Consider the following 23,892-nt stretch of genomic DNA (forward strand, 5'->3'; position numbering starts at 1 on the left):
CCGCTGTTTCCCACCGCCCCTGACGCCCGGTGAAATCTGTGGCAGAAAGCAGGACCTTCGTCAGACGAGAGCCGAGACCCGCATGCCGCCGCCGAAACCGCCTGCCTTCGAGACCCTGAGCCTGCATGCGGGCCAGCATCCGGATCCCGCAACCGGCGCCCGCGCGGTGCCGATCTATCAGACCACGTCCTACGTGTTCGACGACACCGAGCACGCCGCCGCCTTGTTCAACCTCGAACGCGCCGGCCACATCTACACCCGCATCTCAAACCCGACCACGGCCGTGCTCGAGGAGCGGCTCGCCGCACTCGAAGGCGGCGTCGGCGCGGTCTGCACCGCGAGCGGCCAGGCGGCGCTGCATCTGGCGATCGCCACGATCCTCAACGCCGGCGACCATATCGTCGCCTCCTCGTCGCTCTATGGCGGCACCATCAACTTGCTCGCCCATACGCTGCCGCGCTTCGGCATCACCACGAGCTTCGTCAAGCCACGCGACCTCGACGGCTTCCGTTCGGCCATCAAGCCGAACACGCGGATGATGATCGGCGAAACGCTGGGCAATCCCGGCCTCGAAGTGCTGGACATCCCGAAAGTGTCGGCGATCGCGCACGCGGCGGGCATCCCGCTCCTCATCGACAACACCTTTGCGACGCCCTATCTCAGCCAGCCGATCGCGCTGGGCGCCGACATCGTGATGCATTCGGCGACCAAATGGATCGGCGGCCATGGCATCGCCATCGGTGGCGCGCTCATCGATGGCGGCCGGTTCGACTGGCGCGCATCGGGCAAGTTCCCGCAACTCACCGAACCCTATGCGGGCTATCACGGCATCGTCTTCGACGAGCAGTTCGGCACCGCCGCCTTCATCATGCGCGCCCGCACCGAGGGTCTGCGCGACTTCGGCGCCTGCCTGTCGCCGACCAACGCGTTTCATCTGCTGCAGGGCGTCGAGACGCTGCATCTGCGCATGGAGCGCCATGTCACGAACACGAGCGCGGTGCTCGCCGCCCTCACGGCCAACAAGGCGGTCGACTGGGTGCTGCATCCTTCGCTGGAGACGCATCCGGACCATGCGCTCGCCAAGCAGCTGCTGCCCCGCGGCGCCGGCTCGATCGTCTCGTTCGGCATCAAGGGCGGCCGTCCCGCGGGGCGCAAGTTCATCGAGAGCCTGAAGCTGATCAGCCACCTCGCCAATGTCGGCGATGCCAAGACGCTGGTGATTCATCCCGCCTCGACCACGCATCAGCAGATGGACGCGGCACAGCTCGCGGCTTCCGGCATCGGCGAGGAGCTGATCCGTCTGTCGGTCGGCGTCGAGGCCGCCTCTGACATCATCGACGATCTCGGACAGGCGCTGCGCGCCTCGCAAAAGGTGTGAGTCATGCAACTGTCCATCGATGACCGTGAGGTCTTCGCCGCCACCGGCGGCCGTGAGTTCGATCCGTCTCTCCCCGCTGTCGTGCTCGTGCACGGCGCCGGCTTCGACCATTCGGTCTGGGCGCTGCACAGCCGCTGGTTCGCACATCACGGCTTTGCCGTGCTGGCGCCCGACCTGCCCGGCCATGGCCGCTCGGCAGGACCGGCGCTGCCGACGATCGCGGCAATGGCGGACTGGATCGTCGCGCTCCTGCAGGCGGTGAACGCAAAGCCTGCGCATCTGATCGGTCATTCGATGGGATCGCTGGTCGCGCTTGATGCGGCGGCGCGTCATCCGGAGCACGTCGCTGCGCTGAGCCTGATCGGCACCGCCGCGACCATGACGGTCGGGCCGGATCTTTTGGCGGCGGCGGAGGCGAACGACCACGCTGCGATCGACATGGTGTCGATCTGGGGCCTCGGCTTTGCGGCCGAGCTCGGCGGCAGCCGCGCACCCGGACTTTGGATGCATGGCGGCGCGCAGGCGGTCCTGGAACGCTGCGCCCCTGGGGTGCTGTTCAACGATCTTTCCGCCTGCAACAACTATCAGGATGCGCTGAGCTCGGCGGCCAAGATCAACGTGCCGGCTCGCCTGATCCTCGGCGAGAAGGACATGATGACGCCGGTGAAGGCGGGCAAGGCGCTGGCGGCCGCGATCGCGCAATCGCGCACGATCGTGCTGCCCGGCGCCGGTCATACGATGATGGCGGAATGTCCCGACGCGCTGCTCGACGCCTTGATCGATTAGTTCGTGCACACGTGCGGTTCCGCGCTTGGATCAAACCGGCGCCGCGACGTTTGCGTCGACGGGAATTAGGAACACGCTTTGGCGCGCCCGATTGGTGGTTGGTGAAACCTCAAGGAGCGCAACAATGCGGAAGACAATTCTCACGTTGATGGCTGCGACCGTGATCGCGGCAGGCTCGGTCGGCGCAGCCTTCGCGCAGGGCGGCGGTGGTGGAGCCGGCGGTGGTGCGGGCGGAGGAGCCGGCGGCGGCGCAGGTGCTGGAGCCGGTGGCGCTGGTGCTGGCGGTGCTGGTGCAGGTGCGGGTGGTGCTGGCGCGGGGTCGGGTGGAACGGCCGGCGGTTCAGGCGGCGGCTCGAGTGCGGGCGGCGCCGGTGGCGGCGGCGGACTGAGCCATCCCGAGCGTGGTGGCCAGGGTGCATCGAGCCCGCCCGGCATGCGCAACGAAACCACGCCGCCGTCGAACGGGGTCACTCCGCGGCGCTGACGCAAGAATGATCCCGCAGCGGCCTCTTCGAGAGACCGCTGCGGCGTTATGGCCGCAATGCGACCATGTGCCACCGATGCGGCGACGCGGTGACACGTTGTGGCGAAACGTTGCTCCCCGTATCTGGAAAACAGAAAGGAGCAACGTCGATGGACTTGCGAACATGCGTCCTGGCCGGCACGGTTGGAATCCTGACACTTTCTCTCGCCACTCCGATGACCGCCGCCCCCCTGCTGCCGACCTCCCCGGCTCCGGCGGCGGCCTTCGGCACCAGCGGTCCGCACAGCGTCGCGTACCGCCACTGGCGCGGTGGCCACGATTGGCACCCCGGCCTCGGCCGCCGTCACGGCTATCAGTACGGCTATCGTCCGCATCACGACAGCAAGGGCCCGGCCGTTCGCGCCGCGATCACCGGAAGCGCCGCGCTGGGCAGCGCCATCGCCAACAGCCGCGCTCAGGCAGGCGCCGCCGACATCGCCTGCGGACAGCGCTACCGATCCTACGATCCGGTCTCGCGCACCTATCTCGGCAAGGACGGCCGCCGCCATGCGTGCCGATAGCCCCAGCACCACGCGGACACGCGCGACAATCGGTCCACCGTGAAAACTGAAACCAATTGCCTGACGTTCGCTTTGAGCAACACCCAACACCACGGGAGAAATCAAATGATCACCTTCAAGGCCGCCGCGACCCTGGCCATCGCCGGCGCGATCTCTTTGTCCACGCTGCAATCAGCGTCTGCGGGCCCGCTGACATCGCTGCCGGCAGCGGCAAAGCCAAGCGAGACCTCGCATGCCGTCCAGGTCGGCTATCGAGGCTGGCATCATCATGGTGGCTGGGGCGGCGGCGCGGCGATCGGAGCCGGACTTCTCGCCGGTGCCGTGATCGGATCGGCCATTGCCGCCCCCAGCTATTACGGCGGCTACGCGCCGTACCCGTCCTACGGCTATGGCGGCTATCGGTATGCGAGCCAACCGTATTACGGCTATGGCGGCTACTACCCGGTGCACGCCTATCGCCCTTATTACGGCGGATATGGCTACAGCTACGCGCCGCGCCCCGTCTATCGCAGCTACGGCTACGTCCATCACCGTCCGTGGCGGCACAGCTACGGCTATTATCGCGGTCCTGGCTGGGGCCACCATCATGGCTGGCACGGCGGCCGACATTTCGGCCATCGCTCCGGCCATGGCGTGATCCGCACGCATCATCGCTGGTGATGCGAATGCCGGTGCGGGCGGCTGGCCCGCTCGCACCGGTCGTTCCGACGGACTCAGGAGTCACTCCCGGCCGACGAGAAATTCATTCGCGCAAATTCGTTCGCGCTTGGATCATCTGGCGATCGATCCGCGCCACCTCCGCCGCCGGAATCACGTACTCATCGTGATCGCGCCAGGCGAACACGACGAATGTCGCGAACGCCCCTATTGCGCCGAGCGCGACCATCCACCAGATGTGCCAGATCAGCGCGAAACCCATGACGGTGGCGAAGAACGCGCAGACGAATCCGGTCGGGGAATTCCGTGGCAGTTCGATGTCCTGATAGTCCTTGTCCCTGGTGTGAAGCTGCTGGTTCTTGGCGTTTTCCTTGATCCGCCAATACGCATCCTGCCCCGTCACATTCGGCAGCACCGCGAAGTTGAACACCGGCGGCGGCGACGAGGTGGCCCATTCCAGCGACCGACCGTCCCAGGGATCACCAGTCGTGTCACGCAGCAGCTCGCGGTCGCGTATGCTGAAGGCGAGCTGAAGAATCTGCAGGATGACGCCGATTGCAAGGAGCGCCGTACCGACCGTAGCCGCCGCCAGCCAGGGGCGCCATTCGGCGACGTCGTAATGCTGCATACGCCGGGTCATGCCGAGCAGGCCGACGACGTAGAGCGGCATGAAAGTCGCGTAGAAGCCGATCAACGTGAACCAGAACGCAGCCTTGCCCCAGCTCTCATAGAGACGGAAGCCAAACGCCTTCGGAAACCAATAGGTCACGCCCGCGAACACGCCGAACAGCACGCCGCCGATGATGACGTTGTGAAAATGGGCGACCAGGAACAGGCTGTTGTGCAGCAGGAAATCCGCCGGCGGCACCGCGACGAGCACGCCGGTCAGTCCGCCGATCATGAAGGTGATCATGAAGCCGACCGACCACAGCATAGGCGTCGTGAAGCGCACCCGCCCGCCATACATCGTGAACAGCCAGTTGTAGATCTTCACGCCGGTCGGCACCGCGATGATCATGCTGGCGATGCCGAAGATGGCGTTGACGTCGGGGCCCGCCCCCATCGTGAAGAAGTGGTGCAGCCAGACCATGAAGGAGACGACGCAGATCGCCATCGTCGCCAGCACCATCGAGCGGTACCCGAAAAGCGACTTGCTGGAGAACGTCGCGACCACCTCGGAGTAGATTCCGAACGCCGGCAGAACCAGGATGTAGACCTCGGGATGGCCCCAGGCCCAGATCAGGTTCATGAACATCATCATGTTGCCGCCGGCCTCGTTGGTGAAGAAATGGAAGCCGAAATAGCGGTCGAGCATCAGCATCGTCAGCGTTGCTGTCAGGATTGGAAAGGCCGCGACGATCAGCAGATTGGAAGCGAGCGTGGTCCAGCAGAACATCGGCATGCGCAGATAGCTCATGCCTCGCGTGCGCAGCTTCAGCACGGTGGTGACCAGATTGATGCCGCTCACAAGCGTTCCCACCCCGGATATCTCCAGAGCCCAGATATAGTAATCCACGCCGACACCCGGCGAATAGGTCAGCTCCGACAGCGGCGGGAACGGCAGCCAGCCCGTGCGGGCGAACTCGCCGACGACGAGGGAGACGTTAACCAGCAGCGCGCCCGTCGCCGTCAGCCAAAAGCCCACGGAGTTCAAGGTTGGAAATGCAACGTCCCGGACACCGAGCTGCAGCGGCACGACGAGGTTCATCAGGCCGATCACGAACGGCATCGCCACGAAGAAGATCATGATCGTGCCGTGCGCCGAGAAGATCTGATTGTAGTGCTCCGGCGGCAGATAGCCGTTGGAATGAAACGCGACCGCCTGCTGCGTGCGCATCATGATCGCATCCGTTCCACCGCGGATCAGCATCACGAAGGCCAGCAGGATGTACATGACGCCGATCCGCTTGTGATCGACGCTCGTGATCCACTCGCGCCAGAGATAAGGGAGATATCCCTTCACCAGGATCCAGAGCAGGACGCCGACGATGGCCAACAGCACGATGCCTGCGGCCACGAGGGGAATCGGCTGGCCGAACGGGATCGCCGACCACGTGAGCTTGCCAAGCATGCGGCCTCCCTGTCAGCGGTGCGAGCGCACGCGCGGCGTGGAATGCCGGCCCCGGCCTCGTGCGATCAGCATCAGAGCAAGTCCGCCGAGTCCCACGGCAACACCGATCTTGCTCAACTGTCCGGCCGGCGGCAGCTTCTTGCGACCGAGCCAACCGCCGCTCACGGCAGTGCCCGCCGCGATGGGCGCGAGCACGGCGCCGGAGCTCCGCGGCGCGCCCTTTGCGCGCGCCAGCAGGAAGCGGAAGGCCGAGCTCATCAAGCGCTCTGTCGGGAAGCGGGCCAGTGCGTAGGAGATCTGTCCAAGCCGCGCCGGCCAACCGACGGCGACCTCATCGCGCGGCGCATGGATCAACTGTACGAAGGTCTCGGCGACGTCCTCCGGTCGGTACAGCAGCGGCCCGGGATCGAGATTGCGGCCGGACACGTTGGCACCGTGCACGAAGCCGGGCGTGTCCACCATGGCGGGGAACACGCTGCAGACATGAATGTCGTTGTGAGCCGCAAGCTCCTGCCGCAGGCTCGCGGAGAAGCCGCGCAACCCGAACTTGCTGGCGGTGTAGGCAGCCGCGAACGGGGTTGGCGCCCAGCCGCCGAGGGAGATGTTGTTGATCAGAGTTCCCTGCCTCTGGCGCAGGAACACCGGAAGCACTGCATAGGCGCCGTTCATGGTGCCCAGCAGATTGACCTCGATGGTCTTGCGATGAAGCGCAAGGTCGGCGTCCTGGTAGGCGCCGAACACGCCGGTCCCCGCATTGTTGATCCAGACGTCGATGCCGCCGAAGGTCTGGACCGCCTGCTCCGCGAGATGCTGCACCGCGGCGGCATCGGTGACGTCGGTGCCGACAGCAATCGCGCGTCCGCCGAGCGCCTCGCATTCGGCCGCGACGTCCTTCAGCACAGCCTCGCGCCGGGCCGCCAGAACCAGGCTTGCCCCCTCCCGCGCCAAGGCGAGCGCCGCAGCACGACCGATGCCGCTCGACGCGCCCGTGATCACGACGCGCTTTCCCTTCAAATCCCGGATCAACCGTCGAGCCTCGGGCGAGCGATCCAGCAGCCAGCCGAACGCACGGCGCAACTGCGTGGTGCCACCGGTCTCGAACCAGCGGCCATGAGCGAAGATGACGCGTTCCGGCGCCAAGGCAATCAGACGCGCCGCAGCCAATTGAACAGCGCGGCCGCCGAGGCGCAGCAGCCCTCGGAGGTAAGCAGGAGCTTTGCCGTCCGGGGCCGTGATGCCGAGCAGATGCGCAGCGGCGCGCGGCAACACGCCCAGCCCCTCCGGCGCAAGGTTCTGCACGAGATCCGTCAGCACCAACGTGCGACTGGGCCGGTGGAACACGGCAACCTCACTGAACAAAGGTGCCGTGACGAGCACGAGCTGGAGGTCTTCGGACCATTCGTCCGGAGTCACGTCGGTCAGCTCGCGATCGATCCGCAGACCGCTGCGGCGAACCTGCTGCCGTTCGCTGAGGCCCGGGGCTGCATAAACGCGCGCGTTCGGCAAGGCCGCCTGCCAGTCCGGCAGGAACATCCAATGCGCGACGTTGGGCGCGAGCAGATATTTGATCGGTCCGAGCTGTTCCAGCTCCTCGCGCAACGCATGGGAAAAGCGCGTCGGCGAATGCAGCAGGAGATCGCCGCTCGAAAGACGAATCACAGTCATACGAACCGGCAGCGGCAGGCCGGCGGCGCTGATCCGGCCGGCGTCGACGATCCAGACATTGTCTGCGACCGGCCGCAAATGGCCGATGGTGTGTGGCTGAGTGGAATGGTTCATGAGAGGTCCGCCGACGAGTTGCCCGTCAACAAACCTTCTCACCGCCGCATGGTTTCAATCGCCGCGCAGAAGTTCCCTGGCCGCGCCTCAGCCCTGTCCAGCATGCCCCTGCTCCACGACGCATCAGCGCAGATAGCTGGCGAGGTTCAGGCTCTGGATCTTGGAGATCGCGGTGTAGGACGCGGTAAGCTGGGCCTGATAGGTCGACAATTGCGCCGTGACGGCGGCAACGTCAACGCTGGTCAGATCGGTCGCGAGACTCTCGGCATAGCTCTTGAAATCCGTCTGCTGCGACTTGGCACTCTCGATCCGCGACGCGGAATCGGACAGCTTCGCCTGCACCGTGGCGACGTCGTCGACGGCCTGGTCCGCGAGCTCCAGGGCGGAGCTGATGTCGGCCCCGGACAAGGTCGAGCTGTTCGCGACGAACTTCAGAACCCGCATGACCTCCTCGAAGGCGGAGTTGTCCGCCGTCACGCCGTAGGTGACGGACTGGCCATCGGAGACGCGCACCGAGGCGAGCTCGCTGTCGCCCTGGTAGTAGCTCGTGTCGACCGTGCTCAAGGAGCCGGTTCCCGTCGCAAACGCAGAGGTATCGACCGCTGCTGTCGAGGTCCGCGCGCCGCCGAACACGTACTGGCCGTCATACTGGGTGTTGAGAATGCCGGCCATCTGCTGCAGCAGCTGCTGCGCAGAGCTGATCGCGGATGTCGTGCCCGTGGTGGTTCCGGAGCTCGCGGCGCTCAGGGCTGTGCGCAGCTGGCTGACGATGTCGGAGACCTGGCCGACCGCAGAATACATCACCTGGACCTTGCTGTCCGCGAGGGTCGCAGCGTCGATGTAGGACTGCGCGCGGCTCACCGACACCTGCAGATTCACGACATGCTGGGTCTCGGCACCGTAGCCCGCGAGATACTCCGACTTCAGCCCCGAGGCCTCCTGCACCTGGAGATTGGCCATCGTCGCCTGCGTCCGCAGTGCGCTGGTGATCATCTGGTCGGAATTCGCAAACGTCGCGATCCGCATGGTCATGATATCCGCTCCGGACTAGGTCGACTGCACGGCCGTGAGCAGCGACGAGAACATGCTGTTGATGACGGAGATCAGCTGCGAGGCGGCGGCATATTTGTTCTGCAGCGAGCTCAGCCGCGCCGTCTCCTCGTCGATGTTGACGCCCGACTGCGACAACAACGAGCTGGCATAGCTCGACTGTGCCGTCGACTTCGCCGTGTAGGCGCTGGCGGCCTGCGACGCCTTGCTGGCGACATTGGCGACGATCGATGCGGCATAGTCGGCGAACGATCCCGTCGTCGCACTCAGGCCTCCGGCGGAGGAGAAGGTGGTGGAGCCGGTCAGCTTGTCGTAGAGCTGGTTGATGACGGTGGCTGAGCCGGCCGTCAGAACCTGGCTTCCGGCCGTCAGGCTCGTGGAGCTGTCGAGGGTTCCGGTGGGCAGGCCGGACGCTCCGCTGAGAATGCCGCTGCTGACGGCGAAATTGGCTGCGCCCGTGCCGGTGACGAGGTCGTTCATGCCGAAATAGTCGGAGAAGCCGCTGCCACCGACCGCGCTCGTCATGTCGCTGATGGCGACGCCGTTCGACGACGATGTTGCGCTGATCGACAGATGCCCGCTCGAATCGATCGAGGCAGACACGCCCGAGATGCCGTTGAGGGCCGTCACCAGATCACCCACCGTCGCATAAGACGACAAATCGAGATCCTGGTACGAGACGAGGTTGCCGCTCTGGTCGGCCACGGCGATCCGGACCGTTCCCGAAGCCGAGAACGCCATCGTGCTGCTCACGCTGGCCGACCCCGTCAGGCTGTTCGGCGCCGGAACCGCGGAGGCCCCGTTCGTGATTCCATTGAGTGCGGATTTCAGCTGGGTGGCGAGCTGGTCGAGCTGGCTCTGCACGGCCGGAAGCGTGTCGTCCCGCAACGTGATCAGCGCGCCGATCTTGCCCGACGTGATCTGCGAGGTGACGTCCACCCCGTCCACGGTGATGCCGCTGAACCCACCCGCTGCGTAGCTGGTCGCAGAGGAGACGTTTGCAGACGCCGTATAGCTCAGCGTGTGCGCCGAGCTGTCCACCAGCGCCCGCCCCGAGGAGGTGTACACCTGAAGGTCGCCATTGGACGCGGTGTAGTAGCCGACGTTCATGTAGGAGGACAGGTCCTGCAGCGCAGTGTTGCGCTCGTCCTCGAGATCCGCCGTCGACTGACCGGAGGCCGCCATCTTGCGGATCTCAACATTCAGGTCGGCAATCTGCTGCAGATCGTTATTGACGCTCTTCACAGACGACGCGATGTCCTTGTCGGAATTGGAACGTAAGGTCTGAACGCCGCTGGAGGCGCTGCGCAACTGGCTCGCGAAATCGTCGAGCGCACTGACTACGGCCGATTGCAGCGAGACGCTGCTCGGTGAGCTTGCCAGCGCGGACAACGCGGTCTCGAGGGAGGCGAGCGAATTGGCAAGCGAGGTTCCCGTGGTCGACGTGCCAGAGGTCGAGGCGCTGCCGAACAGCTGCTGCAGCTGGTTCAGATAGCTATTGGTCGAGTCAGCCGCGCCAAGATCGGAGTTGGCGCCGATCAGGGATTTCAGCAGCAGCTTGTCGACATTGCTCGAGATGCCGGTGATGGACACACCGGTTCCGATCCCTCCGGTGACATCAGCGACCTGGTTGGCCGTCTTCTGCGTGTACCCTTTCGTGTCGGCGTTCGAAATGTTCGACGACGCCACGCTGATCTGCAGCTCCGTGGCGGAGATGCCCGTGAACGCGACCAGACGTGCTATATCGAGCGACATTCACCCCACTCCCGGTCTTGGCTCGCCATCACGCGCTGAGGTTCGTTCCACACGAGGTTGCCCGCGCGGTCCGCCGTCCGCTGGACCCGTAGGGCGACGCGTTGGCGATCTGCTCGCGGATGGCCTGCATCACCGCCTCGATGCGGCGGTTGCTTGCGTCGATGGCCGCGCGCAGGCGCACGAGGTTCTCGTCCATCGCGCTGCGAAGGTTCAGAATATGCTCCATCAGCTGCTCGCGCAGCACACGGTCGCGCACGTCGAGGCTCGCGGTGCGCCTGGCGCATTCGGCGACCCTGTGCTCGAACAGGCCCGCCAGCCGATTCTTGTCGTCGAGCTGCTTGGAGCGCGAGGCCGGCAGGCCCTTGGCGAGCTCCATGTTTTCCTCGGATAACACCGCGATCAGTTCGTCGATCAGCGTGATCAACGTCCGCACCTCGTCGTCGGTTGCCGCCGGCTGACAGCCCTGAATTGGTCGTTTCATCCTGTCGCTCCCAATCTCATTGTCCGTGCACTGGCCGACGACCCGCCTGGGCGACCTTCGCGTAGGTGTTCAGAGCCGTCACGCGGACGGCAGCCACCTTGAACTCTGCTTCGAGCCGTGCGCACTCGCGCAACAGCTTTCGTCGCACCGTTTCGATGTCGTCCATCAGCGCCAGCAGCTGCGCACGGTCGTCCCGTCCGGCCGCCGCGGCGCGCAGCCGCAGCCGTTGCAGCTTCTTCAACAGCGCTTCGCCTTCGCCGGGCCGTCCCCTCTTCAGGTCGGCCATGTCTCACCTCATCGACGAGATCAAAGTGTCGTACATCTTGTTCACCGCCGAGATGACCTGCGACGCCGCGGAATAGGCCTGCTGTGCCGAGATCATGCTGCTGAACTGGCCCGTGGTGTCGGTCGTGCTGGATTCCAGTTCACCGCCATAGACGGTGCCTGCACCATTCTGACCGGAGGTCTGCAGCGTGGCGTTTCCGGATTCCGCCGTCGACGTGTACATCCCGTTGGAGTTTGCCATGAGGCCGTTGGGATCAGCGAACGTGGCGACCGCAAGCTTGTAGATCGGCACCGTCTGACCGTTGGAATAGGTTGCCTGCACGATCCCGTTCTTGCCGACCGAGATGCTGCTCAAAGTGCCGAAAGAGACACCGTCGGACTCGGCGCTGAAGTTCGAGACGCTCGGCGTCGTGCTGCCAGACGCTTTCTGGGTAAGACCGTTCGTTCCACCACCCGTGGTACCGAAATCGAGCGCGATCGAGCTGGCCGCTGCACCGTTGTTCCAAGCGATGTCGAGACTGGTCGAAGACACCGTGTTGAGCGAACCGTCGGAATTGAAATCGATCGTATAGGTGCCGCCGGTCACCGTACCATCGCTGGCTGTTGCGGGCGCGATCTGTGCCGTCCATTCATTGGCCGTCGCGCTCTTGGTCCAGGTCACGTCGAGCGTGTGCGCCTGACCGAGCGAATCATAAACCGTCATCGAGCTGCTGAAGACGTCTCCGCTCGCCGCATCGGCCGGCAGGTTGGCGGCGAGCGACGTTTTGGTGGTCGCTCCGCCATTCGTCAATGCAACGTTGGTATCGACCGGCTCCAGGCTGCTTCCAATGACATTGCCGCTCGCGTCGGTGCGCCAGCCCTCGAGATAATAGCCGTTGTTCTGCAGAAATCCCGCATTGTCCTTGGTGAATGCGCCATTGCGGGTGTAGAATGTCCCGCCGCCGGACGCAGTCGAACTGGTCACAACGAAGAAGCCGGCTCCTTTGATGGCAACGTCGGTGGCATTGGTCGTGGTCGCCAGGAGTCCTTGCTGGGTGATGTTCGCGCGGCCGAACGCGGCTACGCCGCCCGACGAATAGGCCCTTGAGTTGCTCGCCCCTGTGACCAACTGCTCGAACATCCCGGAGGTCGTCTTGAAGCCGACGGTATCGGCGTTGGCGATGTTGTCGCTGATCATGGCAAGAGACGAGCTTTGCGCGTTGAGCGCAGAAATCGCAGAGGACAGGGCACCGGAAAGACTCATGTTCTACTCCACTGATTCGGTCAGGACTTGACGCCAATGATGTTTGCGGCACTGACAGGCACCCCGCCGACCGTGAGTGACGGAGTACTTGTCGAGGTGTCGATGCCGGTGACGAGGCCTGTGATGGTCGTGTAGTTCAGGACCGAATTTCCGACGCGATCGGTCGCGGTGACCTCGACTGTGTAGGTGCCGCCGTCACTCAGCTGCTCTCCTTCAGAGTTCTGTCCATTCCAGGTGACCGTATTGACGCCTTTGTCGCCGCTACCGGTTCCCGTCCAAACGGTCTTTCCGGCAGAGTCTTTGATCGTGATCGAGACGGTGGATGCAGCTGCGGAGAGCGAATAGCCGAAGGTCGCCGAACCGTTGGAAAGCACGGTCGTGTCCGAGACGGCTTCGACGGTGTGTCCGATGTAGTTGACCGAATTCAGCGTGACCAAGCTGGAGAACGAGCCCGCGAGCGAACTCAGGCTGCTGTTAATCGATTGTTGCCCGGTGAAATTGGCGTAGGATGTCATCTGGTTGATGAAATCGGTAACGCTCGTCGCATTCAGCGGATCCTGGTTCTGCAACTCGCTCACCAGCAGCTTCAAGAAGTCTGTCGAGCTGAGATTGGTGCGCGAGGATATGCTTGACGATGTCGATGATGTCGTCGCACTTGACGAAGTGGCCGCGCTGACTGTCATTGTAGAACTCCGGCTTCTGTTCGATAGCAGCGGCGCCGCAATCGAAGGCGTTTGCTGATCAAACGGCCGGAGCGCCGAATCCAGGCGCACGATGTATTGAATTAATCAGTTGATCCCGCGGCAGAATTTGCCGCCGCATCGTTGAGCATAGGCGGCAAAAATCGCCGCCGGCAACGCGCCGGTCCTCTTCAGCGATCAGCTGACGGCATTGGCTTCGAGCTGAGGATCAGCGTTGAGAGCTCGAACGATCCAGCTGTCTCAGGAGCGGAGATCAGGCGCGGTGATGCGTCACGGCCGGCTGCACGCGACCGGCGCGGCAAGGCGGCAGCGCGACGCGACGGCATCGTTGGACGTTCAGCGTGCAATGGAAAGGTAAGCGTCCGACGCCGGCTCAGCCGGGTTGGTGGGCATCTGCAGACGCCGGCGGAGCATCCTCCGCCGCCATGCGGCTTGCCGTGGCCAGGATCCGCGCGGTCAAGCCGGTCGGGGCGCGGACTGGCGGAGACGACAGCGCCTCACGGACGAGCCGTGCATCGGCGATCAACCTCCGGGCTTCCGGAGATGACGCGAGCAGAGCATCGGCCGCCTGGCGCTGCTCGGCCGGCCATCGGGACACGTCTTCTCCCAGGCGGTCGACCAGATCCTCGAATTCTCTGACGTCCATCGTCCGCTCATCCAGCGTGTCCGTGACCGTCATAAACCATTCAGGCGGCGAACCAAATTGATATCGGCAACCACGGCGCTCGAACCCGAGGCGAGGCTTGAAAACCCCGTAGTTTCCGGGGCATATCTGCACGACAGCCTGCAATGAGTACCGCAGCCCCCAGACGATGCTACCCGTTTCTGGTCGGTTTCGAGAGGTTTCCGCGATGCACGCGGTCTTTGATTCGTCGCCTACCGGCGGTTGCTCGAATCAGCCGGACCTCGCCTCGTCCGCGCCGCCACCTCGACGATTTCCCAGGCATCACGCAGCTCCAGCAGGCTGTCGATGATCCGCTGCAGGTTTTCGCGCATGTACGGACGGCCATGGGCGCGCAGAACGGCGAGGATGAGCGCGTTGTAAGTCCCGAACACCTGCTCGGCGACCGCCCCGCCCCGCCCCGTATCGAGGTGCAGGCTCAAACCGCGCAGGATTGCGACGGCGCGGGTCAAATGGCCATGCCCTTCCTCGAAGCGGCGGGCCTCCTGGGCCTGCAACGATTTCTGCAGATCGTTCGCCGCCCCGTTGAGCAGCATGATGACGGCGCGCAGTGGCGGAACCGCCACCGCCGCGCCACGATAAGCCTGACTTGCACGTTGCGCCGTCGCATTCTGTGTCATCAGTTACTCGAACTCGCGTTGAGGAGGGCTTTCAAGTAGGTCAGCGTGTTGTTCGCGCTCTCGATCGCGGCCTGATATTTGGCGTATTGCGCCGTGAGCTGGGTCTGAAAGGTCGCCGCTGCGCTCTTGATGTCGTTTGCTTTCGACGTCAGCGTCTCATCCTGCGACGTAAGGCTGTCGATCAGCTTCTGCAGCGACCCGGTGCTCGACGACGCCGTTTTCGCGATCTGATAGATCTGCGTCGCAAGCCCCTGCGTCGAAGTCACGGTGATCGACTGCGTCGTCGAGCCGCTGTAGGTGAAGGCCATGCCGGCATAGATCGTCCCGGAATTGCCGACGATGGTGTTGCCACTGACGGTAAACAGGGAGCTGTCGCCGGCGACCGACGCAGCCGTGAGATTGCCGGACGAATCCACTGTGAGATCCAGCGAAAATGACTGCGGCGAGGTCCCGGTATTGACGACGCTGAGCTGACTCGACGAGGTCTTGGTCTGCGCCGACAGCAGCGTCGTGACGCCGCTGAGATTGGTGCTGAGGATCGTCGACAAAGTCCCGGTATCGAGTTCGAGCTCGTTCTTCTCGTTGAACGACAAGCCCAGGTCCGCCATCGTCAACCCGCCGACCGAGGTGCCCAGCACGGCCTGCAGCGTGTTCATGATGTCGCGCATCGTGCCGTCGCCGAACAGCACCGCGCCGGATGCAGCGGTTCCGTCGGAATTGGACGTCTGCTGGGCGATAACAGCATCACGGAATGCGTTATAGTTGGTCACGAAGGTCTGCAACGCCGAGGAGACCTGGCTCGTGTCGGTGCCGATGCTGATGTTCAAGGTCGTTCCGGATGGCGTCGCCTGCAGCAGGTCGAACGTCACACCGCTCAGCACGTCCGAGATGTCGTTGGTATTTCGCGTCAGAGCGATGCCGTCGAGCGTGAATTCCGCCGCCTGAGCCGTCTGCAGCACGGTGGCGAAGGCGCCCGAGCTGTCGGTCACCCCCAGCTTGCTGAGAATGTCGTCACCGGACGAGCTTGCATAGGTGATGTCTGCGGCGTCCTGCGTCCCCGTGAGCACCAACTCGTATGATCCGCTAGAGACCTGGACGATCGAGGCTTCCACATTCGTCGTGGACGTCCGGGCATTGATCGCGTCAACGACGTCCTGCAGCGACATGTCGCTCGTGATCGTGATATCGGATGTGCTGCCACCGGACAGGCCGAGCGCAAACGTGCCCGCATAGCCGAGCGCCGCGGTCTGGCTGGACTGGGTCGCTCCCGCGACCTTGTGCGCGGTGGCGATCTGGCCAATCGTCAGCGTGTGACTTCCCGTCGCCGCGCCGTTGTTCACCGACATCGACAGGGCCGATGACGCGCTGACGTCGCCGGTCGCGCTGATCGTGGCCGCCCGGGTCGCGAAGGCGTTGGTCGCAAGCGAGTTGATCATCGACGTCGCCAGTGACGAGAGTCCTGACGACAGCGTCTTCAGCGCCGTCTGCAGCGACTGATACGCTGTGATCTTGGCCTGGTTGGACGTGATCTTGGTCGAGATCTGGGTTGCCTGGGTAAGCTTGGCATTCACCGCGGACTGGATCAGTGCCGTCCAGTCGATCGTGCTGGTGGTGCTCGTCCCCGACGTGGTCAGCGAGCTCGTCCCACTCGTCGACGAGGATGACGACGACGCCGTGCTCGTGCTCGAAGTCGCGCTGCTCACGGTCATCCGACATTCTCCGCAGAAAGACCCGGGCCGGCCTGACGCCGGCCCGGGAGATCACGGCTCAACCCAGCAGCTTCAGGAGATACTGCGGGATCTGGTTGGCGGCCGCTTCGGCCGACACGGCGGCCTGGGTCTTCACCTGGGCCGACGACAGCTTCGCCTGCTCCGAGGCGATGTCCACGTCCTTGATCGCCGAGTTGGCCGACTGCAGGTTCTGCGTCTGCGTCGAGATGGAGTCGGACGAGAAGTTGAAGCGCGATTCCTGAGCGCCGATATCCGCGCGGGCCTTGGAAACCGTGTCGATCGCGGTGTCCAGGGCGGTGAGCGCGGTGGTCGCGCCAGCCTGCGTGCTGACATCGAGCGTGGAAACGCCGAGCGTGGCCGAGGTCAGATCCGACAGCTTGATGTTGATCGTGTCTGTTGCCGAGGAGCCGACCAGAACCGAGACGCCTGCCGAGAACGTGCTGGTGCCATCGAGCAGGCTCTGGCCGCTATAGCGCGTGCCGGTCGCGATCGAGTCGATTTCACTGATGAGCTGCGAGAACTCCGACTGGATGTAGGTGCGACTGGTTCCGACCGTCGTGCCCGAGGCCGACTCCGAGGCGAGCGACTTCATGCGCGCCAGGATATCGCTGATGTTGGAGGCGCCGCCATCGGCCGTCTGAAGGATGGACGTCGCCTGCGCGGTGTTGGTCGCCGCCTGCTGCAGCGTGGTGATATCGGACGAGATGCGGGTCGAAATCGCCAGACCCGCCGCGTCATCCGATGCCGACGTGATGCGCGAGCCGCTCGACAGCTTGGAGAGTGAGCTGGTCTCCTGGTTCGAGTTGATGTTCAGGTAGCGGACGGCGGAATTGGCGGCGATGTTGGTCGAAATGGCGGGCACGGTGGGAACTCCATTGCTGATCGGCGGCACACGCCGGATCCTGGAAGGGACTGACGGCGCGGATCAACTCCGTCTGCCCGATCAAACGGAGCGACCTGTCGGCATCAGGCGAAAAATCTGCAGCGCCGGAACGATCGTGGTTAGCAATCGGTGAAGGCGCCGCGGATGTCGCGCTCGTGGCGCCTCAACAGGTCGCGCAGTTGTTGGCGCCCCCGCTTGAGAAGCGACTCCACTGCAGCGACGGTCGTGTCCATCACCCCGGCGATTTCGGCGTTGCTCATGTTCTCGTGGTACGAGAGGATCACCGCGACGCGCTGCTGCTCGGGGAGACGCTGCATGGCCGCCTCGAGAAGATCGCTCATCTCGGCACGCTCGATCACGCTCGCCGCGTCCGGCTTGCCGTCGGCCACCTCGGGCACGACGTCCACGTTCTCGGTCCGAGGCTTGCGGCGGATGTCGATGCAGCGATTGCTGACGACACGATAGAGCCATGTCGAAAACTTCGCCCGTCCATGCTGCCATCGTCCACGATGGGTCCACACCTTCAACATCGTGTCCTGGACGACGTCCTCGGCATCCGCCGCATTGCCGACGATTCGGAGCGCGATCGCATAAGCACGGTCGATGTGCCGCTCGACCAGCAGACGAAAGGCGAGTTCGTCCCCGGTGGCCAGGCGATCGAGCAGCTCGCTGTCCTCGTCGAACACGACGGGTTCGCCCGGCGGCATGCAATCGGGAACGGTGCTGACGGATTCGCTCCACGGCATCGTTACGGCCTCGGCAGGCGCCGGCCCGCTCGGGGCCACGCCATCGGCGGGCACACAGACGTCCAGCGCGCAGCTCATTTCCGCATCTCCAACCCGCAATGCCGAATGCGCTGGCCGCAGACGGCTTCCGATCGTTGAACGCCGCGAACGGAATTGTCAGGCGGAGTATTTGCGTTATTTCTCAAGCTATTACATGGAGCGTTTTGCCTACCTCCAGGCAATTTTTGCCGCCACTCGATCAAGCACCATACGTTCATCGAGGAGATTGAGCCGCTTGTCGGCATGACAGAATTCATTCCGAAGGACGATGCCAGCAGGAGAAAACGCAGCCACAACACGTACTAACAACGCTCACGAGCCGATCCCAAGGCGAGCGATTCGGCACTGCCCGATATCCGGATCTCGCCGCAGGACGGCGACCGCCCCCCCCGGCACATTTTTCCGAATCATCGAGAAGAAACTACCCGATTTTCTCACTCTGTCAGTCACCCGTCCGAGCGATGTACTAATCTCATGATGATATTTTTTGTAACTTCTTGCGCCTGATTTTTCGAGCTCATCCGTTATCGTCGCGGCGGAGGTGGAAATGAAGCGACCAGCCGCCGCTGCTCCATGTGTCTGTCTATGTCCGAGCCGTCCACGCGTGTTGCTGATTGTTTCAACAAGCGCCGGCGCTACGCGTCCGCAGGTCTTCAGCAATATCTCGACACGCTACTCTCGTTTTCCGTCTCAGACCGCGACTGCACCCGTATGAGCCGGGCGAATGCGGCGGCACCGGATCGATACGCCTGATTGGACGGCGTCAGCCGTTCTATCGTGCAGGAGGATCCGCATGACAGGACGAGACACAGAGGCCATCGACGCTGACCCGGCGCAGGGCATGCACGCCTGCGGCGTCAAACTGAGCCGTCAACAAGGGCGCCGCGTGCAATGGCTGTCGCAGACAGCCGGACCGCTCACGCGTTGGAGCGACCGCATCTCGGCGGGCGACGCACGCACCATCGTCGTGATCGATCCGCCGACCGGCACGGGAGCCGAACTGCTGTACGGCTCGCTGGGCCAGCGCGACGTGGTCTTGATCCCGTTCGGCGAAAATCCCGCATTCGACTTCCTCAAATCGAAGCTCGCGGAATTCGGAACCGTGGGCGCATCGGCAGAGGGCCCGCATCAATTGTGGTGGGGTGGCCTCGCGTGGCCGATATCGGAGGCGACTCGTAAGGAGACGGCACTACGCATCGTCTCCTGCCATTCCAAGACCCTTGGCGACCTGCACACCTATCATCTCCGACACTCGCTGGAGCGGCTCGGCCTCGCGTTCGACATCGAGGCGATCGAGTGTCGAAGCCGACAGCTGACCGCAGCGGACAAGGCGGGCTTCGTCGCCCGCATGTGGCAACGCCACGGCGGGCGGCTGCTGTACGTCGATCCCGACGTCATGTTTCAGGCGCTGCCCAATCTTGTCGATCTCGCCGGCTGTGACTTCGCCGTCCACAAGTGGAATGGCTGGGAGATGTCGGCGCGCACCCTCTATTTCGGTGCCTCGCGGGCGGCGGCCACGATGCTCAGGACGTGGCAGGAGATCGCATCATCGTACCCGGACGTCTGGGACGGCTATCTGATCGATCAGGCTTGGAGTGCCGTGAGCTCACAGATCGCGCTCGACACCGTCTGGCTCCCCCGCTCCTACCACGCCATCGCGGGTGAAGCTGCAAGCAGCCATGCGACGATCGTTCACAATTTGAAGCCGACGATCAGCGAACTCGGTCCTAATCCTGAATTTTCGGCGATGGTCCGGTCGGCGCGGCGGTCCGGTCGCGCGGGTCCCGCAGATTCGCTGCTCGTCGTCGGCTCCGACGCGAACTCGGACAAGGTGGTCACCGTCGTCCTGCGCGACGAGGCAGGCAGCGTACGCGCAATTGCTGACAGCATCGATGCGCTGACGCGCGTCTTCACCGCCCGTTGTGGCGGCTCCGCCCGCCTTGAGCTCTCGCTCTGCGGATCGCCGTCGGACGTTCGCGCCGCGCGCGAAGCCGCCGCCCGCGCCGGCAATGCAGTTGTTGAGCTGATGGCCGGGCAGGCGCTGACGCCAGATCTGTTTCAGGCCGCGGCGGCAGCAGACGCGACGCGAACTCCCACCAACATCAAGACCGCCCGCCGCTGAGGCCAACGAGGCAGACCATGTTCGACACCATCATCCTTCTGACCGGCAGCCGCGATCAGCACCTCGCGCTCACCGCCTTGCTGAGGGCACACAACCCTGCCCTTTCCTTTCGCTGCGTGGTCAGTTTGGCGGAGCTCGAGGCCATCGAGCGGGACGTGCTTGGCCGGTCGCGGCTGCTGGCCTTCACGACCAGCGTGATCGTGCCGGCTGACATCCTTGCGGCGCTCGGCCACGATGCCTACAATTTTCATCCGGCATCCACGGACTATCCGGGCTGGGCTCCGGCGCATTTTGCGATCTACGACGGCGCCAGCCGCTTCGGTGCGACCGCTCATGTGATGGAGCCGCGTGTCGATTGTGGAGCGATCGTCGGCGTCGAGACGTTCGATATCCCGGGCGGCGTCGACGTCCGCGGCCTGGAGCAGATGGCGTTCGTGCGTCTTGCCTACCTGTTCTGGCGGATGTCGCGCGATCTCGCCTGCCAACCGGGCCCGCAACCGGTCCTTCCGATCGCCTGGACCGGAATCAAGAGCACCAAGCAGATGTATGCCGAGATGTGCGACATGCCGGCCGACATTGACGCCGCCGAAATGAAGCGCCGCATCGATGCGTTTCACGACGACTTCCGCGGCATTCCGCTCACGGTGACGCTGCACGGCCGGCGCTTTCGGCTGGACGGCGCAGCGTGCGCGGCCGCCGCGCCTGTCGCGCTGGACGCACCTGCGCGGGCGATGGCGATGGCGATGGCGTCGTGAGCGGAATGATCCTTTCGAAGGACCGCTCGACCGGATCATGCCCTAACGCTTCAGTGGCTCGATCACAGACTGTTCGAGCCGCGCCTCCCAGCCGTGACGCTCCAGCTCGGGATCGTCATGTTCCTCCTCCGGCCAGCCGACGCAGAGATAGGCGATCAGCGTCCAGTCCGACGGCAGCTCGAGCTGCCGGCAGACGGCCAAGGGATCGAGGATCGACACCCAGCCGACTCCGAGCCCCTCCGCACGCGCCGCCAGCCAGAAGGTCTGAATCGCCGCCACCACCGAGTAGCGCAGGGTTTCCGGCATGGTGGCGCGGCCGAGACGGTGACCGGTCGCGGCGCCCTCGTCGGCGCAGACGGCGAGATGCACCGGCGCCTGCGTGAGCCCTTCCAGCTTCAAGCCCGCATAAAGAGCACGCCGCTCACCATCGTATCCTGCGAGCGCCGCCTGGTTGGCTGACCTGAAATTCTCGATGACAGCTGCGCGCCGCACAGCGCTCTCAACCAGCACGAATCGCCAGGGTTGACAGAAGCCGACCGACGGCGCGTGGGCGGCCAGCGCGAGCAGATGCTCGATGAGCTCCGGGGCCACCGGATCCCGCCGAAAGCGTCGGACATCGCGGCGCCAGCGCACCAGCTCAGCAAAGCCTTCCTTGAACGACGCATCGAAACGCGGCGGCGTGGGCTTCGCGGTGCTCATGCACTCTCTCCGCTCAGCGCGTGCAGAAACGAGCCGGTGACGGTGCCGCGCCGCGCACCACGCTCGGCGGTGGCCTGTCCCGTCGCATCACGGCAGTCGATCAGGGGATCGTCGCCCTCCTGCAAGATCGTTGCATAGTGGAACTCGTGACCGTGAACCACCGCCCCTCTTCGGCCGAGGCTGCAGTCGGCCAGCAGCGCAGCGCGGCGATAGCCGAGATGCAGGCGACGCCTGGCGAACGAGGTCTCCAGCGACAGCAGCCCCGCCATCGCGTGCCGCGTGCCGTCAGCATCTTCCAGCCCGTCTCCCAACGTCATGTAGCCGCCGCACTCGCCGTGAACCGGAACGCCGCGCGCCGCCATTGCGCGGAGGCCTTGCAGGAAGGCTCGCGCCGAGGCCAGCCGTCCCGCATGCAATTCGGGATAACCGCCGGGCAGCCACACCGCATCGGCCGAGGCGTCGGGGGCCTCGTCATTCAGCGGCGAGAACGGCACGATCTCGGCCCCCTCGGCGCGCCAGTGCCGATGGAGGTGCGGATAGTTGAACGAGAACGCTGCGTCGGAGGCCAGTGCGATGCGCTGCCCCGGTGGACTGATGCCGAAGCCGGATCGGGCAACGGCTCCACCCGGCGCGCGCAGCGGCCGCGCCAGGGCAAGCACGGCGTCCAGATCCACCGACGCGCAGATCTGTGCCGCCAGCCGGTCGAGATGCGTCTCGATCGCACTGATCTCTTGGGCCTGCACCAGGCCGAGATGGCGCTCGGGCAACGTCAATTGCCGGTCGCGTGCCAGCGCGCCCAGCACGTTGATCCCGACGGTTTCGAAAGCAGGCGCGATCAGCGCCTGGTGCCGCTCGCTCGCAACCTGATTGAGGATCACGCCGGCAACCGCGATGTCGTCGCGAAAGCGCGCGCAGCCGAGCGCGACGGCGGCGGCCGTTTCCGTCTGGCCGCTGACATCGAGAACCAGCAGCACCGGCCAGCCGAGCAGAGATGCGAGATCCGCGGCCGAGCCACGGGCGGCGCGGCCGGGCTGCGGCGCACCGTCGAACAGGCCCATGACGCCTTCGACGATGGCGACTTCAGCGTCGGCGGTGACGCCGGAGACCAGTCCGGTGAGCTGCGACGCCGACATCGCCCAGCTGTCGAGATTGTAGCTCGTCCGCTCCGCGGCGACGGAATGAAAGGCGAGATCGATATAATCCGGACCGGATTTGAACGGCTGCACGCGTAGGCCGCGACGGACAAGCGCCCGCAGCAGTCCGAGCGTGACCGTCGTCTTCCCCGCCCCCGAGCGCGGGGCTGCAATGATGAGTCCCCTGGGCGCCGTCGCCGTCATGGCCGAGGCCCCGCCGCCCGCCGCCAAAATGTGCTATGCGAGCGGCCATGACGGGATCCGCTGTTACGCCGAACCGACCGCTGAAGCGGGGCTGGACCACCGGCAGCTGCGCGACCGCGGCCGCGCGCGCCGCCTATGAGCTGCTGATCACCCGCCATTGCCCGGCCATGGTCGAGATCGCCCTGCCCGGCGGCCGTCGCGCCAGCTTTGCGGTGGCGATGCACGAGACCGCCAATGCGAGCGCGACCGCCGCTGTCATCAAGGACGCCGGCGACGATCCCGACGTGACGCATGGCGCGTTGATCAAGGCGACGGTGCAGCGCGGTGCTGACGGAACCGGAGTCATCTTTCGCGCCGGGCCTGGCGTCGGCACGGTGACCCGGCCCGGGCTGCCGCTGCCGCCGGGCGAGCCGGCAATCAATCCCGTGCCGCGCGAGATGATTGCGACCGCGATCAGCGAAAGCGCTGTTGCGCTCGACGGGCCGCGCGACGTTGTCGTCACCATCTCCATCCCAGGCGGCGAGGAGCTGGCGAAGAAGACGCTGAATCCGCGGCTCGGCATCGTCGGCGGCCTGTCGATCCTCGGCACCACGGGGATCGTCGTGCCCTTCAGCTGCGCGGCATGGATTCATTCGATCTATCGCGGCATCGATGTCGCCCGCGCGAGCGGCCTGCCGCATGTTGCTGGCGCGACCGGCAGCACGTCCGAGAAGGCCGTTCAGCAGCTCTACGCTCTGCCCGAAGCGGCGCTGATCGACATGGGCGATTTCGCCGGCGGCATGCTGAAATATCTGCGCCGCCACCCGGTGGCGCGCGTGACGGTGGCCGGCGGCTTCGCCAAGATGACCAAGCTCGGCCAGGGCCTGCTCGACCTGCATTCGCGCGCCGGCGAGGTCGATCTCTCCTGGCTCGCCGACGCATTGCGCGAGGCCGGTGCTCCCGACGCGCTGGTCACGGCGGCGCGCGGCGCCAATACGGCGCTGCAGGTGCTGCAGGACGCCGACCGCGCGGGCTTCCCTGCTGGACAGGTGGTGGCGGACGCGGCGTGG

General features: G+C 64.9%; 24 protein-coding genes. 9 read left to right on the top strand and 15 right to left on the bottom strand.

The window, feature by feature from the left end:
• Nucleotides 1-82 precede the first annotated feature (82 nt).
• From BRAO375_RS33730 to BRAO375_RS33750, 5 genes are all read left to right on the top strand, one after another.
• On the top strand, nucleotides 83-1,378 hold the full coding sequence (locus tag BRAO375_RS33730; protein WP_009031900.1) for an O-acetylhomoserine aminocarboxypropyltransferase: 1,296 nt from the start codon (nucleotides 83-85) through the stop codon (nucleotides 1,376-1,378).
• 3 nt (nucleotides 1,379-1,381) lie between these two features.
• Nucleotides 1,382-2,164 carry an alpha/beta fold hydrolase gene (locus BRAO375_RS33735; protein WP_009031901.1) on the top strand — a complete coding sequence of 261 codons (783 nt, stop codon included), beginning with the start codon at nucleotides 1,382-1,384 and terminating at the stop codon, nucleotides 2,162-2,164.
• Between the two features lie 206 nt (nucleotides 2,165-2,370).
• Entirely contained in the window at nucleotides 2,371-2,553 is a 183-nt protein-coding gene (locus BRAO375_RS37810) for a hypothetical protein (RefSeq protein ID WP_175345409.1), read from the top strand.
• A gap of 244 nt (nucleotides 2,554-2,797) precedes the next feature.
• A complete protein-coding gene (locus BRAO375_RS33745; protein WP_009031903.1) occupies nucleotides 2,798-3,208 on the top strand; it encodes a BA14K family protein in 411 nt (136 codons plus the stop codon).
• A gap of 105 nt (nucleotides 3,209-3,313) precedes the next feature.
• Nucleotides 3,314-3,868: a hypothetical protein gene (locus tag BRAO375_RS33750; RefSeq protein ID WP_009031904.1), complete on the top strand. Its 555-nt coding sequence runs from the start codon at nucleotides 3,314-3,316 to the stop codon at nucleotides 3,866-3,868.
• 82 nt (nucleotides 3,869-3,950) lie between these two features.
• Here the strand turns inward: BRAO375_RS33750 and cyoB are convergent, their stop codons facing one another.
• From cyoB to BRAO375_RS33790, 8 genes are all read right to left on the bottom strand, one after another.
• Complete coding sequence (gene cyoB, locus BRAO375_RS33755; RefSeq protein ID WP_009031905.1) at nucleotides 3,951-5,936, bottom strand: cytochrome o ubiquinol oxidase subunit I; 1,986 nt, start codon at nucleotides 5,934-5,936, stop codon at nucleotides 3,951-3,953.
• 12 nt (nucleotides 5,937-5,948) lie between these two features.
• Nucleotides 5,949-7,715 (bottom strand): SDR family oxidoreductase, encoded by a 1,767-nt coding sequence (locus BRAO375_RS33760; protein WP_009031906.1) that lies wholly within the window; start codon nucleotides 7,713-7,715, stop codon nucleotides 5,949-5,951.
• A 123-nt stretch (nucleotides 7,716-7,838) separates the two neighbouring features.
• Nucleotides 7,839-8,747: a flagellin gene (locus tag BRAO375_RS33765; RefSeq protein ID WP_009031907.1), complete on the bottom strand. Its 909-nt coding sequence runs from the start codon at nucleotides 8,745-8,747 to the stop codon at nucleotides 7,839-7,841.
• Nucleotides 8,748-8,762: 15 nt separating this feature from the next.
• Nucleotides 8,763-10,520, bottom strand: a complete 1,758-nt coding sequence (flgK, locus tag BRAO375_RS33770) for a flagellar hook-associated protein FlgK (RefSeq protein ID WP_009031908.1) — start codon at nucleotides 10,518-10,520, stop codon at nucleotides 8,763-8,765.
• A 28-nt stretch (nucleotides 10,521-10,548) separates the two neighbouring features.
• Entirely contained in the window at nucleotides 10,549-11,001 is a 453-nt protein-coding gene (locus tag BRAO375_RS33775; RefSeq protein WP_009031909.1) for a hypothetical protein, read from the bottom strand.
• Between the two features lie 16 nt (nucleotides 11,002-11,017).
• Complete coding sequence (locus BRAO375_RS33780; RefSeq protein ID WP_009031910.1) at nucleotides 11,018-11,287, bottom strand: hypothetical protein; 270 nt, start codon at nucleotides 11,285-11,287, stop codon at nucleotides 11,018-11,020.
• Nucleotides 11,288-11,290: 3 nt separating this feature from the next.
• Nucleotides 11,291-12,529, bottom strand: a complete 1,239-nt coding sequence (gene flgE, locus BRAO375_RS33785; protein ID WP_009031911.1) for a flagellar hook protein FlgE — start codon at nucleotides 12,527-12,529, stop codon at nucleotides 11,291-11,293.
• A 20-nt stretch (nucleotides 12,530-12,549) separates the two neighbouring features.
• Entirely contained in the window at nucleotides 12,550-13,155 is a 606-nt protein-coding gene (locus tag BRAO375_RS33790; protein WP_244423420.1) for a flagellar hook assembly protein FlgD, read from the bottom strand.
• On the opposite strand from BRAO375_RS33790, the gene BRAO375_RS38935 reads away from it, so the two are divergent.
• Nucleotides 13,139-13,270, top strand: a complete 132-nt coding sequence (locus BRAO375_RS38935; protein WP_283806110.1) for a hypothetical protein — start codon at nucleotides 13,139-13,141, stop codon at nucleotides 13,268-13,270. The genes BRAO375_RS33790 and BRAO375_RS38935 overlap by 17 nt on opposite strands.
• Before the next feature lie 333 nt (nucleotides 13,271-13,603).
• Here the strand turns inward: BRAO375_RS38935 and BRAO375_RS33795 are convergent, their stop codons facing one another.
• From BRAO375_RS33795 to BRAO375_RS33815, 5 genes are all read right to left on the bottom strand, one after another.
• The gene (locus BRAO375_RS33795; RefSeq protein ID WP_009031913.1) at nucleotides 13,604-13,909 is read right to left on the bottom strand and encodes a hypothetical protein; all 306 of its coding nucleotides are present in this window, start codon (nucleotides 13,907-13,909) and stop codon (nucleotides 13,604-13,606) included.
• Nucleotides 13,910-14,106: 197 nt separating this feature from the next.
• The gene (locus tag BRAO375_RS33800; protein WP_009031914.1) at nucleotides 14,107-14,532 is read right to left on the bottom strand and encodes a flagellar export chaperone FliS; all 426 of its coding nucleotides are present in this window, start codon (nucleotides 14,530-14,532) and stop codon (nucleotides 14,107-14,109) included.
• Nucleotides 14,532-16,241, bottom strand: coding sequence for a flagellar filament capping protein FliD (gene fliD, locus BRAO375_RS33805; RefSeq protein WP_175345410.1), 1,710 nt, complete (start codon nucleotides 16,239-16,241; stop codon nucleotides 14,532-14,534). The genes BRAO375_RS33800 and fliD overlap by 1 nt, the downstream gene beginning before the upstream one ends.
• A gap of 58 nt (nucleotides 16,242-16,299) precedes the next feature.
• Nucleotides 16,300-17,124 carry a flagellin gene (locus BRAO375_RS33810; protein ID WP_009031916.1) on the bottom strand — a complete coding sequence of 275 codons (825 nt, stop codon included), beginning with the start codon at nucleotides 17,122-17,124 and terminating at the stop codon, nucleotides 16,300-16,302.
• A 140-nt stretch (nucleotides 17,125-17,264) separates the two neighbouring features.
• A complete protein-coding gene (locus BRAO375_RS33815; protein ID WP_009031917.1) occupies nucleotides 17,265-17,969 on the bottom strand; it encodes an RNA polymerase sigma factor in 705 nt (234 codons plus the stop codon).
• A gap of 928 nt (nucleotides 17,970-18,897) precedes the next feature.
• On the opposite strand from BRAO375_RS33815, the gene BRAO375_RS33820 reads away from it, so the two are divergent.
• Nucleotides 18,898-20,052, top strand: a complete 1,155-nt coding sequence (locus BRAO375_RS33820; protein ID WP_349546117.1) for a hypothetical protein — start codon at nucleotides 18,898-18,900, stop codon at nucleotides 20,050-20,052.
• Between the two features lie 17 nt (nucleotides 20,053-20,069).
• Nucleotides 20,070-20,807, top strand: a complete 738-nt coding sequence (locus BRAO375_RS33825) for a formyltransferase family protein (RefSeq protein WP_009031921.1) — start codon at nucleotides 20,070-20,072, stop codon at nucleotides 20,805-20,807.
• Between the two features lie 42 nt (nucleotides 20,808-20,849).
• Here BRAO375_RS33825 and bluB read toward each other — a convergent pair whose 3' ends face one another.
• Both bluB and BRAO375_RS33835 read right to left on the bottom strand, forming a co-directional pair.
• A complete protein-coding gene (gene bluB / locus BRAO375_RS33830; protein WP_009031922.1) occupies nucleotides 20,850-21,506 on the bottom strand; it encodes a 5,6-dimethylbenzimidazole synthase in 657 nt (218 codons plus the stop codon).
• The gene (locus tag BRAO375_RS33835) at nucleotides 21,503-22,843 is read right to left on the bottom strand and encodes a cobyrinic acid a,c-diamide synthase CobB (RefSeq protein WP_009031923.1); all 1,341 of its coding nucleotides are present in this window, start codon (nucleotides 22,841-22,843) and stop codon (nucleotides 21,503-21,505) included. Before BRAO375_RS33835 ends, bluB begins: the two co-directional genes overlap by 4 nt.
• A 35-nt stretch (nucleotides 22,844-22,878) precedes the next feature.
• On the opposite strand from BRAO375_RS33835, the gene BRAO375_RS33840 reads away from it, so the two are divergent.
• On the top strand, nucleotides 22,879-23,892 hold a 1,014-nt coding region (locus BRAO375_RS33840; protein WP_052536185.1), incomplete at its 3' end, for a cobalt-precorrin-5B (C(1))-methyltransferase.

The sequence above is a fragment of the Bradyrhizobium sp. ORS 375 genome, from assembly GCF_000239775.1.
Classification (GTDB): domain Bacteria; phylum Pseudomonadota; class Alphaproteobacteria; order Rhizobiales; family Xanthobacteraceae; genus Bradyrhizobium.

Excerpts from the sequence above, each read along its gene's own strand:
- BRAO375_RS33730 (WP_009031900.1), top strand. The coding sequence starts at position 83 with ATGCCGCCGCCGAAACCGCCTGCCTTCGAGACCCTGAGCCTGCATGCG.
- BRAO375_RS33735 (WP_009031901.1), top strand. The coding sequence starts at position 1,382 with ATGCAACTGTCCATCGATGACCGTGAGGTCTTCGCCGCCACCGGCGGC.
- BRAO375_RS33745 (WP_009031903.1), top strand. The coding sequence starts at position 2,798 with ATGGACTTGCGAACATGCGTCCTGGCCGGCACGGTTGGAATCCTGACA.
- BRAO375_RS33750 (WP_009031904.1), top strand. The coding sequence starts at position 3,314 with ATGATCACCTTCAAGGCCGCCGCGACCCTGGCCATCGCCGGCGCGATC.
- cyoB (WP_009031905.1), bottom strand. The coding sequence starts at position 5,936 with ATGCTTGGCAAGCTCACGTGGTCGGCGATCCCGTTCGGCCAGCCGATT.
- BRAO375_RS33760 (WP_009031906.1), bottom strand. The coding sequence starts at position 7,715 with ATGAACCATTCCACTCAGCCACACACCATCGGCCATTTGCGGCCGGTC.
- BRAO375_RS33765 (WP_009031907.1), bottom strand. The coding sequence starts at position 8,747 with ATGACCATGCGGATCGCGACGTTTGCGAATTCCGACCAGATGATCACC.
- flgK (WP_009031908.1), bottom strand. The coding sequence starts at position 10,520 with ATGTCGCTCGATATAGCACGTCTGGTCGCGTTCACGGGCATCTCCGCC.
- BRAO375_RS33775 (WP_009031909.1), bottom strand. The coding sequence starts at position 11,001 with ATGAAACGACCAATTCAGGGCTGTCAGCCGGCGGCAACCGACGACGAG.
- BRAO375_RS33780 (WP_009031910.1), bottom strand. The coding sequence starts at position 11,287 with ATGGCCGACCTGAAGAGGGGACGGCCCGGCGAAGGCGAAGCGCTGTTG.
- flgE (WP_009031911.1), bottom strand. The coding sequence starts at position 12,529 with ATGAGTCTTTCCGGTGCCCTGTCCTCTGCGATTTCTGCGCTCAACGCG.
- BRAO375_RS33795 (WP_009031913.1), bottom strand. The coding sequence starts at position 13,909 with ATGACGGTCACGGACACGCTGGATGAGCGGACGATGGACGTCAGAGAA.
- BRAO375_RS33800 (WP_009031914.1), bottom strand. The coding sequence starts at position 14,532 with ATGACACAGAATGCGACGGCGCAACGTGCAAGTCAGGCTTATCGTGGC.
- fliD (WP_175345410.1), bottom strand. The coding sequence starts at position 16,241 with ATGACCGTGAGCAGCGCGACTTCGAGCACGAGCACGGCGTCGTCGTCA.
- BRAO375_RS33815 (WP_009031917.1), bottom strand. The coding sequence starts at position 17,969 with ATGAGCTGCGCGCTGGACGTCTGTGTGCCCGCCGATGGCGTGGCCCCG.
- BRAO375_RS33825 (WP_009031921.1), top strand. The coding sequence starts at position 20,070 with ATGTTCGACACCATCATCCTTCTGACCGGCAGCCGCGATCAGCACCTC.
- bluB (WP_009031922.1), bottom strand. The coding sequence starts at position 21,506 with ATGAGCACCGCGAAGCCCACGCCGCCGCGTTTCGATGCGTCGTTCAAG.
- BRAO375_RS33835 (WP_009031923.1), bottom strand. The coding sequence starts at position 22,843 with ATGACGGCGACGGCGCCCAGGGGACTCATCATTGCAGCCCCGCGCTCG.